Origin of the sequence: Clostridium sulfidigenes (genome assembly GCF_000732635.1) — a bacterium.
In the GTDB taxonomy this organism is placed as follows: domain Bacteria; phylum Bacillota; class Clostridia; order Clostridiales; family Clostridiaceae; genus Clostridium_J; species Clostridium_J sulfidigenes.
Map to the genome: position 1 here is coordinate 1 of NZ_JPMD01000050.1, position 12,847 is coordinate 12,847.

Below are 12,847 nucleotides of genomic sequence, written 5' to 3' on the forward strand. Positions count from 1 at the left end.
AAATCTAAAAAATTGTGAAACCTTTGAAGATCTATTATGTGAAATTGAGGATTACATAGATTATCATAATAAGTATAGATGCCAATGGAACTTAAAAAAGATGACTCCTGTTCAATACAGAAATCATCTTTTATCTTAGGGTCTTTTTATAAAATGTCCTTGACTTAGGGTACATTTTAATTAACCTATGGACTTTTTAATAATAAGAAATAGACTGGACTCATCTACTTCTTCAATGCTATAATCACTACCGAATTCCTCACCAAACTTTTTAAGTTCATCTTCAGAAAATGTGTTAGCAACAAATCCGTCCTTACACACAATTATACCATCATGAGTCTTTTCCAAATCAATTTCTCCAAGCAGCCCCTTGTTAGCCTGTTCATAGAACCAGGCTATACGATGATTCCAAAATTTAGGGCTGTATGTGCTAAAATAAGCCTTTCCTCCAGGAACAAGCACTTTCATACATTGTCTAATTAAATCCATAGGATATCCTTTCATAGCTGATAAACCATTTTGTAAACATAATACCACATCAAATTCTTCACCAAATTTAAGGTTGTGGGCATCCATAACTTCAATACTGCATTTAGGGCTTTCTTTTATATAATTCCTACCAAGTTCTACAGATTCCTTTGAAATATCGATACCTACAAGCTTTGATGCAAAAGGCGCCAGTTCCTTAATTATACGGCCATAGCCTGTTCCAACCTCCAACACCTTCTCATTACCCTGTAAATTTTCACCCACAAATTTGATTTCTTCACCTAAATAACGCTTAATTCTTGGATATTTTGTATCATAAACCTTAAACAATTTTGTAGAATTTAAACTTTGTTCATAGTAATTAGACACAAACACACCTCCCAATTACTGTTTATATTATATAATTTTTCAATATTTCTCTCGGAGAATTAGTAAATTTATCACTTGCTCCCCAGTCAAATCTAAATAGTCCTTCACCACCACCGGCACCTATGCAGTGAACATGTGTAACATCATGAACATTATTTATGCATACTGTTAATGTAAGCCTGTTCCCTGCTCTATAGAAATGTTTTTCATAGACTATTACAATCATAGCATGAATATCATCAATATTTACAGCATGATAATCTATCCTTTCACCTGTAATACTTTCATTTACTATTCCTTTGTCTAATAATTCAGCTACCTCACTTAAGCTTAAGTTAACATTAAAATTATCTCCAGTCATAATATTCATCTCCCATAAAATATTTAATTAATTCAATTTGTATTTGTTTTACTATATGTTTATGAAAAACTACTACCCTTAAATTCCTATTTATCTAATAGGTTATAGTTATTTACCCTTCTATTATAACATATTTTGTAATTAATCCTTGCTTAAAATATGGTATTTAATGAGTTAATGCTTTTTCTAGCAATATTAATTTCCATACTTAATCGTCTAAAAATATTCTCTTCTGTAAATTTGCCTGCCACACAAATAAACCTAGTTACCTACCCTATACAACAAAATTAATAATATTTCAGATTCAAGTTTTGATTACATTTTCATATAAAATAAGATAGACTTTTTCAGTCTACCTTATTTCCTTTCACTTTAATAATGATGATACATTCCTTAAATAAAATATATCTAAAACATGGAGGGCTCTTGTACAAGCTGTATAAAGTAGCAATCTATCCTCTTCATCCTTATACCTTAAATCACTGGCATTATATATCATAACCACATCAAATTCCAAACCTTTAGCAAGATATGCAGGAATAATTAAAATATCATTAACATACTCATCATCCTCACTTATAACCATTTTAACACTAATCCTATCCTTCAAATGATTGTAAACCCTCTGTGCCTCATCAACATTTTTTGTTATTATTCCTATAGAATTATGTCCATCATCCTTATGAACTTTTACCTCTTCCACTATTCTTTCATTTATATCTTCTTCATCTAAAAGACCAGTTAATTTGGGCCAATCCCCACTTCTTTCCACGTATTCATCATGAATTTCATCACTTAATATTTTTCGAGAAAATTTAGTTATTTCCATTGTAGATCTATAACTTTTAGTTAAATTTATTATAGAAGTATCCTCAGGTTTAAGTATATTTACAACATTGTTATAGCTTCCAACACTCATATAAGGATTAATGGATTGAGATATATCGCCAAGGACTGTTTTATTTGCTTTGTTAAATAATTGATTAAAAATTTCATACTGTAATGGTGAATAATCTTGAGCTTCATCAATAATTACATACTTCACTTCTTCTGTTTTTAGAATATCACCTACAGCTCCTTTTATAAATAATAAAGCTATTTGATCTTCATAATTTATCTTTTTAACCCCTAAATCCTCTAGGGTATATCTTTTAATTTCTCTAATACTTTCATTATCAAATTTAATATTTGCTATCTTTAAGAAGTCTTCTAAATCTTCATAAAAGGCTTTATAGCAATCCATCAAATCAAATTTAGTTTTTTCTTTCACCTCATTAATTATAGTTTTAATTTCTCTATCTACTAAGGATTTACTTACTTTAACAATTTCATCGCTATCTAAATATTCACCCGAGTTTTCAAGTTCTTTCATAGCTTTATTGACTAATGTTTTTTCATAAGGTTCTATAACATATAAAATTCTTTGCTTTAGCTTTTCTAACCTTCTCTTAAGAGGAAGCCTCTTATAGTCCTTGTAAAACAATTCCTGTATTTCCACTGCTGAAATTATAGTTTTCCCTCTTAAAGTGATATCTTTAAAATCTCTACCTACCTTTTCTAAGTGCTTTATATATATCTTTAATAAATTAACAAACTCAGCAGATGACTTAAATTTTAAGCTTTTAATCCTTATATCATAAGACTGCTCACTGTTATCACCAAAAATTGTCTCCATCATTGCACAATAATCTTCTTTATCTCCTACCTCCTCTAGAACTTTATGCATATATTCTTTAAATGTAGTTTGAAGCATATTCTCTTCCCCAAGCTGAGGTAAAACATTAGAAATATAATCATTAAAAATATTATTTGGAGAAAATATTACTATGTTTTTAGATGTTATGGTATCACGATGCTTATATAATAAATATGCAATCCTATGAAGAGCAACAGAAGTCTTTCCACTCCCTGCAGGACCCTGAACAATTAAATTTTTATATTTTTCATTACGAATTACCTTGTTTTGCTCTCTTTGAATTGTAGTCACTATAGCCTTCATTTTATTATCGCTACTTTTACTTAATATATCTTGTAATACTTCATCATCTATTTTTATATTACTGTCAAACATATAATCAATCTTGCCATCACTAATTTTATATTGCCTTTTCATTGATATTTTGCCATTTATAATCCCATCAGGACATTTATAATTAGCACTTCCAATTTCATAATCATAAAACATACTAGAAACTGGTGCCCTCCAATCATATATAAGGAAATTAAAGTCTTCATCAATTAAATTGGAAATTCCAACATAATACTTTTCAGCTTTTTCTTCTCCCTCTTCCTTAAAATCCATTCTTGCAAAATAAGGAGATGAAATCATCTTCTCATATTTATCAACTAGCTTTCTTTCAAACTCATGGTTCCTTTTTTGAATTTTCATGGTATTAATAAACTGCATAAAATCTCCTATATGCTGCATACCATTTTCTACTGAAACAGCCCCAAGATTTTCCCATAATTCTCTTTGGGTTTCAATAGCTTCTTTTTTAAAATTATCTTTGGAGTTTTGCTTTTCTTTTAATTGCTTTTTTACCTCCCTAAGCACCTTTTCTAACCATTCCATTTCTACTAGCCATTCAGATTTATTTATTGACAAAATATCTCCTCCTTGTAATAAGCTTTAGCATTTTAGAATTAACATTGCTATTTTATCACATGTACCTTAAATTACCAGTCTATAATTACTTTGTTATATATGGTATAATTAAAGTGTAGAGATAGTATATTAAAACTTTCTAGCTTAAAAATAGTAAAAAGTGAAAAACTCCATTTATATGAAGTTTCTCACTTTTTATCATTTCTTCTCACTATACTAATTTTTCTTTTTATTTATTTTGTTTCTCAACAGATACACTTCACCCTAACTATTATAATTTGTGTTTTCCATTTAACCTCCCTATATTTATTCTACATAATTAAATAGTTATACCTGGAAACATGAAGTTCTTTTCAACCTCATTATACCCAAAAGATTTATATAAATTTATTGCACGTTTATTAAGTTCCCATACTTCTAGCTTTGTTTTATTTAAATTTTTTGACAAGAAATAATTAAATATATACTTAACTATAATTTTTGATATCCCTTTGCCACGTGCTTCTGATAAAACATATAAAGTTTCAATATAGCCGTAACCATCCTTTTCAAAGATTGTGCAACCACCTTGTATATTTCCATCAACTAAAAAATATAGATTTTTAAAATGCTTTTCCTTACTTTGTTCTAAAAGTGCATCTACATCTAAAGGTGATATAAAGATTTCATTATATATTGCACTATACTCCATAAGCTCCTTCTGAGAACTTAAATTTATCTCAGTTACTTCCACTTCAGTGAATGTATATTTAGGATTCTCTTCAATATCTGCTTCCATAATGATACTGTAGTTTTCATCAAAACCATTTTTAATATAGAAATCAAGCTTCTCATTGTTATATCCAAATCCAGAATATATTCTTGCTTTTAAGTCTGTTCTTTCCCTCTGAAGCTCTTTAGCCCTTAGGAATACCTTATCAAATAATTTTTGTTTAACTTCATCTTTTAAAAGCTTGTCTATATTAGATTCTATATCAATATCTATAAAGATAAGGTATGGTGTTTCATGGGCCTGATGATAATTTATATTAGGATATGTATAGGCACTTCCCAAATAGCTTCCATCATCACTAAAGGCTAAAAAAATATTTTCTTTACTATTACCATACTGATCTTCCTTTGGATTTTTTATTTCAATACTCATTTTATCCCCCATTTTATTTTCTTTTTACTGGAATCCATAACTCACAACTATAATTAATATATTGATCATCATCCCAAAAATACTTTTCTATACATGGTCCTTCTATTTGTTCAAATCCTGATGATGGAAACCATTCTGAATATATTAGCCTCCATAAATCTGCTATGGCAAGGGTATTCAAGTTATCTCCCCTGCCATCGAAAACAGCCCATGTACATGAAGGTATGTTTACCATTTTATATTCATTGGGTATATCTTTATCAGGAACTTTCCACCCCATCATATATTTTCTACTTCCATCTTCTTTAAAATCATAATGAATTCCATAAAGCATATTCATTTTAGAATATCCTAAAAATTCATTAATCTTAAGATGGGTTCCATCCTCCCAAATTTTATCACAAAATTCTGGTATTTCTTTATACAATGCATTATCTATTAATGTGGTTAAAAAATCCACTCCAAAAAATTTAAATTCATCTTGTTTAACTATTCTATAATTAATTTCGCATTCCCCTTTAATTGATATTTGAAATGAGAGTTTTGGAAATGATTTAAGTCTTGTATTGCCCTTTTTTATCATAGAGGGTGTTGAACCATGAAGTCTTTGAAAAGCTTTAGTAAACGCATCTGGACTTTCATAACCATATTTAGCAGCTACATCAATAATCTTTACATCTTTAGAAGATAACTCTTCACCAGCAAGTGTTAGCCTACGATTTCTAATATATTCTGTTAAAGTAACCCCAGTTAATGCATGAAACATTCTTTGAAAATGGTAACGTGATGTAAATGCAACCTTCGCTATTTCATCAATACTTATATTTGAACCCAAATTATCTTCAATATATTCAATTGCATTATTAATATCCTTAATTATTTCCAAAATTCTAACCTCCATTAAAGTATATAGTAACAAAGGATTTTATTCCCGTCTTACTGTGCTTTGTTTTGTCCATACTAATTTGATTATATTAATTTACTAATTACATTATATTCTGTTAGTTCTTTGCCAAAGATGAAAAAATTCATTAAATTTAACTTCTTATTTATATTTTAAAAACAACTTAAATTTTCACATATTATCAAATTTTTACTTAATTCTTATTATACATTACTTTAAAATTGAATTGAATGGCTTCTTGAGCTTCATGTGACAAATCTATAATCATTTCTTTTTCACCGATTGGAAAACAATAGTAAATTCATGTTATAATTAATTTGAAATTGTAATTTAATGTGAATCAATTTTATTTTGAATAAATAGCAGAACAAAGGCTTTTCTAAAACATATTCTTAATCTAAATTACATTATGATAGGAGTGAATTATATTGGAAAATAAAATAAAAGTGCATTTCATGGGTATATGCGGAAGTGGTGCTGCACCTATAGCAATTATTGCAAAGAACATGGGGTTTGATGTTTCAGGATGTGACTTGAATATATCAGGATATTATAAAGATGCTCTTTTACAAAATAATATAGATATTTTAAAAGGTCATGATTCAAGCCATATACAGGATATTGATATCTTAGCTATATCACCTTCCATTTTAGATATTTCACCGGATCATCCAGAAATACTTGAAGCTAAAAAAAGAGGAATTTTAATGACATGGCAGGAGTTTTCAGCTAAATATGTGCAAAATGAAAAGTTTGTTGTTTCCATTGCAGGTACCCATGGTAAATCTACAACTACAATTTTAATGGGACTCGTTTTGGAAAATGGTGGTCTAGATCCAATTGTTGAAGCCGGAACAACCTTTAAAAACTGGGGTGGCGGATACAGGTTAGGAAAGTCAGATTACTTTGTATGTGAAGCTGATGAATTCAATAATAATTTTTTAAATTATAGTCCTTCAATAGCTGTAATAAACAATGTGGAAATGGATCATCCAGAGTTTTTCAAGGATATAAATCATGTTAAGGATTCTTTTAAAAACTTTATAAAAAGGCTTAAAGGTTCAAAAATTTTAGTTGTTAATGAAGATAGTACAGCTATTAGAGAAATATTATGTGAGTTAAAACATTGGCTAAATGAAGAAGGAGTAAAAGTTATTGGTTATTATATAGATAATAAGCTTGAATTCCCTTTTTACATGGAGTATAAAGCAGAATTGACTTCAAACACCCCTGAATATTCCTCCTTTAAAGTAGTAAATGGAGATAAAGAATATAATTTTAACCTTGGACTTATCGGTAAGCATAACGTTGAAAACTCTTTAGGGGTGTTAATTACTGCCCTAGAGTTAGGTGTTGATATAGATGCAATAAAGAATTCATTTAAAAATTTCAAGGGAATAGGAAGAAGACTAGAATTAGTAGCAGATATTGATGATATTAAGATTTTTGATGACTTTGCTCATCATCCTACAGCAGTAGCAACTACCTTAGATTCAATTAAACTTAGTTATCCAGGAAAAAAGGTTTTCGCTGTCTTTGAACCACATCAACTTTCAAGAACAAAGCTGTTTTTTAATGAGTTTGCTATAGCATTAAAAAAGGCAGATAGAGTTATTATTACCGAACCCTTCTTAGGACGAGAAGCAAATAAAAACATAGAGCCAGTTAATTTAGATATGCTATGTAATGAAATAGATATAAATAAAGCTGAGTATATAAAAAGCTCTGATAAAATATGTAGTAAACTCCTTAATGAAGCTAAAAGTGGAGACATAATTATAGTTTTTGGAGCAGGTGAATCTTATAAATTATCTAGAAAAATTATTAATGTATTAAAAGAATAAAATAATAAGGTGTGTGATAAGTTATGAAATTCAACATAAGTTATGAAATTCAACATAATTTATTACACACCCTATTTGTTTAATTACAACTCGCCTTACACGCATTCACTGAGTAAGTTCTGCTATCCAAATATAAAATTTGGGGCATCACTTAAATGTAACTCGATTCACATGCGTTCATGTATAAATATAGTAGTTATTCCTTTTATAACACTTTCTTAGGGTTCTTAGCTATAAACATTCCACTAGATTTAGGTATATCAATACTTCCTTCTCTTAAAATTATATCTTCCAGATACCTATAAAAATCCTGTATTTTGCTCTCCGTCATTATATCCTGTATGTTTACATGTCCCTCTAAAGATAGAACATAATCCACTAAAGGCTTTGCTTCTGTTATATGAAGGGAATCTTCATACACTAAAGTTTCAACAGAATCAAAATGCTTTGATAACTGCTCTGCTCCATTTTCTATACCAAATTCCTTTGCAACAGAAAAGGAGGAATAATTAATCTGAGAATCAAAACCTTTCACTAAAGCTTTTAGGCCCTTCATATTATAAAGACTATTGGTAGTAGCATAAAAAGTTCCCTCTGCTTTAAGTATACGTGCAATTTCACTGATTGCTAAATCTCTATTTTGAACATGGTAAAGCATATGATTAGCAATGGCACAATTAAATGAGCTATCTTCATATTCAATATTTTGTATATCACTAACAGAATAATCAAATACTTCATCAATTCCTAAAAGGTTATCTTTTGCTGATCTCAACATACCTTCAGACAAATCTGTGAGAATCACCTGGATATCCTTTGGTATCCTATTTCTATTATTAGCCCATGTGCTTCCATTCCCACAGCCGAATTCAATAACTTTATTATTGGGCTTAAACCTATATTGATCAAATACCCAATTAAACCATCCATATTTATTTGTACTAAAACCATCATGTAAAGCTTGTCTGACTTTTAAATTCTTATCTGAATTATACTGCCCCCTAACTATATCTCTGTCATTTGCTCTAGACACATAATCACTCCATTCCTATCATTCAACATTAAAACCTGACCTTTGTCATTACAGCCTCTCCCATTCATTCCCCCCCTTTCCATCAGGCAGATACAATCAGGTTGTGTTCATAACTTGTTTATGTCTCCCTGGGGACTTTTCGAAGTAGCTTGTAACTTAGGTTACTACAATATTATTTAAACATATAAAATAGAAATGGTATCTCCATCTCTTCTTTACTTGCTCCACCATGCATTCCTAGAAATGTAACTTCAAATATATCTTTTTCATACCACCAAACAGTATTATTTTCTTTAGGCAATATAACTAAATTTCCAACTCTCTCTAATAACTTTTCACTAGGAACTCCAAATAAGCCTTTATCTTTTAAATCTTCAAATAGATATACTTGTGCTATTTCATATAACTCCTTTTCAAGAATAGTCTTTAACTCTATCAAATATTTCTCCTCTACATGCAGAAATAAATCTCTACAATATCCTGCTGGTGACATGATATCATTGTTTTTATTTTTCTTTAAATACTTCTCTATATCAGGAATTAGTTTATTAATATAATATGGATTTTTTAGATCAATATCAATTTGACCATGGTCTGCAGAAATTATAATAGCAGTATTACTAAACTTATCTTTTCCTTCTTCATAAAACCTATCTAAATTTTTAAATAAATTACCCATAACTATTTTAAATTCTTCTGATTGATTTCCTTTTGCATGAGCTATAGCATCAATGTCATGTAAATAAACATAAAAATATTCTTTATCATCATTCTTTAATAAATCCTTTGATAATGATTTAAACAAATCTTCATTTGTGTCATAACCCTTTAAATTAGCATCCCTACATGTGAATCTAGTATAGGTACCATTATTTATATGACTAGGTTGATAAACAGTACTTTTTATTCCATGGTTTAATAATTCTTTAAAAAAGCTTTTTGTGGTATAAAGTCACTGGGTTTTATATTTTTCCTTGTTAAGGTTTCATTATATTTATTTCTTGCTTCCTTAAATAAAAATGATGTTACTATATCATCAGCTTTTGGTTCATAATAAAACCACTCATAAAGTCCATGTTCATAAACTGATTCACCAGATAATGCTGTTGTTACATGTGCTGTTGTAGTAGATGGGAATTGTGAAGTTAATTTTGAAACTACACCGCTCTTTTCTAATTTACATAAAAATTTAGAATGTTCTTTATATTTATCGTAAAAACACCATCCAAAAGCATCCGTTAGAAAAAATACTATTTTATTAGGTTTCTCATTGCTATTTCCGATAACATCACTAGGGAGTTTTTTATCTGAATCAATATTAAATAAATCTTTTATAGTTCCACAAATATTAGAAAAACAGTAACTATCATATAAAGGAATTGTCAGTCCACTAATGTTACTTTTATTAACTTGGTTTATTGAATTTGTATTTATCATATACTCACCTCTCAACTTTGAGTTTATAAATATATTTTAAAACTTCCATTTATTTCTTTCAAGCTCTATGCATCTTATTTCCACATTATAGAAACCGATTTCTGCAAATATCACTATATATTAATACGTAATTATATATTAACAACGGGATACCATATTAGAGTATGTAGAAATCAGCATTGCTTCTAGTTTTTATCTAAGAATTCTTTCATCAATTCTTCTAACAAGACTATACGTATAACTATCAAAATACTTTTCCTCTTTCAATAGCTACCATTCCATGATTATTCTTAAAAATATTACTCAATAAATTAGTAAGAACCTCTTTATAGTCTTTATCATATAAGGCTTCTATATATTTCTGCTCCATATTATATTGTTTTTGTGCAAGCTTAACTGCATCCTCTAAATACTTTTCATTTAACTTTTCAAATACCATTCTCTTACCCCTCTTAATATATAACTTATTTAGTAAAATCCTGTTTTAGTTTTTCTGCTACTAATAGAACTTCTTCTAAATTATTTTCTGTTTTAAGATTTTCTTTAATATGGCTCATTATTTCTCTTATATTACTTAAAGAATTACCAAACTTATCATTCATCCATTGATACCTTGGCAATAACCATAAATGTAAGTGACCTGATCGTTCTTCTTGAATAATAGTAACCTCATTAATATCACATATATTTTTCATTTCAACTCTTGCTTTGTAAACTAAATCAAAAAGTTCTGTAGACTCCTCTAATGTTAGCTCCGCAATAGATCTTACGTGCTTTTTAGATGCTGCAATTAAAAATCCACTAAGTGGAACATCTGGATCTTGATGAAGAACAAAGTTCTTTGTATCATATATTATTCCACCTGGTGGCACCATATCATTCTTTCCAATGGAACATCCCATACATTGATCTGTCCACTGATTATTCATAAAATCTTTAAACCCCATTTTCAACCTCCATAACTCCTGATAATGTAAATAATAATGTTTCTCTATTAACCTTCCATCTGGAAACATACCCTTATTATACCAGATACATTCTAAGTATGCTTATTATTTCATATCATCTATTTTAACTTTACCTAATAAACCCTTTAATTAAGATGAAAAAAATATTATACTTAAATGAGTGTCCAAATCTTTGGTTTGGCTTACATGGACTTATTTATCCTAAGGGACAAGGAGTTCTAAGTATAGAAAATACTGATACTAAGAACTCTGTTTATTGGAATGAATATAGAGATGCCTTTCTCTATGATTAATAATACCTACAAATAGAAAAATACTAGATTGAGGAGTTTATATATGAGAAAAAAAGATATACTTGAGTTAAAAAGACGTTTTAAAAAAGATCATTGCACCTTCACTAAGTTGTGTGGTTGCTATGTTAATGGAGAAAAAAATATCATTTTAAAATTTAGAGAATCATTTCTAAATTTAGATGAGGATGAATACTTTAAGTACTTAGAAATCGCTAAAAAAGTACTGTCTGGTACTATTGGAAATAATATTTTAGAACTTAACTTTCCAATTAATGAAGACTATGTGAATGAAAGACAAATTTCTCTTATGCAACTTAAAAAAAGTCAATTAAAAGATGATGCTCTCCTTGATAATTTTTATGATTTAATTATTGATAATTATGATTTTACAGGTAATTTTATAATACTTATTTTTCATGACGCTTATGATGTTATTACTAAAACCACTGATAATGCAAAGTTAGATGAATCTGAAGAAGTATATGAATATGTGTTATGTGCAATATGCCCTGTTTCACTTTCTGAGCCTGGTCTTAGATACTTTGAAGAAGAAAATAAAATAAAAGCACGTATTAGAGATTGGGTAGTTGATGCTCCAACTAATGGCTTTGTGTTTCCTGCTTTTATTGAGCGTAGTTCAGATGTCAACTCTATTATGTATTACACGAAAAATGCAAAGGATACCCATCCTGAATTAATGGAAAATGCTTTGGGTTGTTATTCAAAACAAACTGCTACCTTGCAAAAAGAAACATTTGAGTCAATTATTAAAGATTCTTTTAGTACTGAAGAAAAGAAGGCTGATAAAATTTTTATGGAAGTACAAGAAAATCTAAGTGCTATGGTAGAGGAATACAATGCTATATATGATGATGCAGATTGTGAACCTATAAGCTTAACAAAGAAGGATATACAAAACCTTTTAATAGAAAGTGGAGTTCCTGAAGAAATCACTTCTAAGATTGAAGAATCCTATGTAGAAAACTTTGGTGATGATCTTCCTTTAGCAGAAAATTTAATTGATTCAAAGGCACTTAAGGTAAATGCCCAAAGAAAGAAAGAAGAACACCTTCAAAAACAAGTAGAAATACTTCAAACTAAACTGGAGGAAGTTAAACAAGAAACTTCTGTAGATAGTGAAACTCCCTTGTCCACAGAAGCTAGTGAAGATAATATAATTTTAGAAGAACCTTTAGAAACTAATTTAGAGAACGCTTTGGATATAAATTCAGAAGATAATAAAAATGCTCCTGACTATGACGTTATACTTCAAGTAAAACCTGAAAAGATACCTCAAATAAAATCTCAAATAATTGATGGTCAAAAATGCATAGTTATTCCTATTAATGAGAATGAACAAACTGCAGTTAATGGCTTAGATCATTTGATTTAAGGTATCT

13 protein-coding genes are annotated in these 12,847 nt (G+C 29.0%); 3 read left to right on the forward strand and 10 right to left on the reverse strand.

The window, feature by feature from the left end:
• A partial coding sequence (locus IO99_RS18840; RefSeq protein WP_156964389.1) for an IS3 family transposase occupies window positions 1-139 on the forward strand: 139 nt, incomplete at its 5' end.
• A 41-nt stretch (window positions 140-180) separates the two neighbouring features.
• On the opposite strand, the gene IO99_RS16575 is transcribed toward IO99_RS18840, so the two are convergent.
• The 5 genes from IO99_RS16575 to IO99_RS16595 all read right to left on the reverse strand — a co-directional run bounded on the left by IO99_RS16575 (window position 181) and on the right by IO99_RS16595 (window position 5,854).
• Window positions 181-858 carry a class I SAM-dependent methyltransferase gene (locus IO99_RS16575; RefSeq protein WP_035135424.1) on the reverse strand — a complete coding sequence of 226 codons (678 nt, stop codon included), beginning with the start codon at window positions 856-858 and terminating at the stop codon, window positions 181-183.
• 22 nt (window positions 859-880) lie between these two features.
• Window positions 881-1,219, reverse strand: a complete 339-nt coding sequence (locus IO99_RS16580; protein ID WP_035135426.1) for a DUF6054 family protein — start codon at window positions 1,217-1,219, stop codon at window positions 881-883.
• Between the two features lie 367 nt (window positions 1,220-1,586).
• Window positions 1,587-3,824: an RNA polymerase recycling motor HelD gene (gene helD, locus IO99_RS16585; RefSeq protein ID WP_035135429.1), complete on the reverse strand. Its 2,238-nt coding sequence runs from the start codon at window positions 3,822-3,824 to the stop codon at window positions 1,587-1,589.
• A 319-nt stretch (window positions 3,825-4,143) separates the two neighbouring features.
• The gene (locus IO99_RS16590) at window positions 4,144-4,968 is read right to left on the reverse strand and encodes a GNAT family N-acetyltransferase (protein ID WP_035135431.1); all 825 of its coding nucleotides are present in this window, start codon (window positions 4,966-4,968) and stop codon (window positions 4,144-4,146) included.
• Between the two features lie 13 nt (window positions 4,969-4,981).
• The gene (locus IO99_RS16595; RefSeq protein WP_035135433.1) at window positions 4,982-5,854 is read right to left on the reverse strand and encodes an AraC family transcriptional regulator; all 873 of its coding nucleotides are present in this window, start codon (window positions 5,852-5,854) and stop codon (window positions 4,982-4,984) included.
• Between the two features lie 446 nt (window positions 5,855-6,300).
• Between IO99_RS16595 and murC the strand changes: the two genes are divergently transcribed.
• Window positions 6,301-7,716, forward strand: a complete 1,416-nt coding sequence (gene murC, locus IO99_RS16600; RefSeq protein ID WP_035135434.1) for a UDP-N-acetylmuramate--L-alanine ligase — start codon at window positions 6,301-6,303, stop codon at window positions 7,714-7,716.
• Window positions 7,717-7,921: 205 nt separating this feature from the next.
• Here the strand turns inward: murC and IO99_RS16605 are convergent, their stop codons facing one another.
• The 5 genes from IO99_RS16605 to IO99_RS16625 form a co-directional block, all read right to left on the reverse strand.
• On the reverse strand, window positions 7,922-8,749 hold the full coding sequence (locus IO99_RS16605) for a class I SAM-dependent methyltransferase (protein WP_051824265.1): 828 nt from the start codon (window positions 8,747-8,749) through the stop codon (window positions 7,922-7,924).
• Between the two features lie 172 nt (window positions 8,750-8,921).
• Window positions 8,922-9,656 carry an alkaline phosphatase family protein gene (locus tag IO99_RS16610; RefSeq protein WP_084178221.1) on the reverse strand — a complete coding sequence of 245 codons (735 nt, stop codon included), beginning with the start codon at window positions 9,654-9,656 and terminating at the stop codon, window positions 8,922-8,924.
• 8 nt (window positions 9,657-9,664) lie between these two features.
• Window positions 9,665-10,186, reverse strand: coding sequence for an alkaline phosphatase family protein (locus IO99_RS16615; protein WP_035135438.1), 522 nt, complete (start codon window positions 10,184-10,186; stop codon window positions 9,665-9,667).
• 244 nt (window positions 10,187-10,430) lie between these two features.
• Window positions 10,431-10,625 carry a hypothetical protein gene (locus IO99_RS16620; RefSeq protein WP_035135440.1) on the reverse strand — a complete coding sequence of 65 codons (195 nt, stop codon included), beginning with the start codon at window positions 10,623-10,625 and terminating at the stop codon, window positions 10,431-10,433.
• Between the two features lie 25 nt (window positions 10,626-10,650).
• Entirely contained in the window at window positions 10,651-11,133 is a 483-nt protein-coding gene (locus tag IO99_RS16625) for an HIT family protein (protein WP_035135443.1), read from the reverse strand.
• Between the two features lie 357 nt (window positions 11,134-11,490).
• Here IO99_RS16625 and IO99_RS16630 point away from each other — a divergent pair, with 357 nt between their 5' ends.
• On the forward strand, window positions 11,491-12,840 hold the full coding sequence (locus IO99_RS16630) for a DUF4317 domain-containing protein (protein ID WP_035135445.1): 1,350 nt from the start codon (window positions 11,491-11,493) through the stop codon (window positions 12,838-12,840).
• Window positions 12,841-12,847 lie beyond the last annotated feature (7 nt).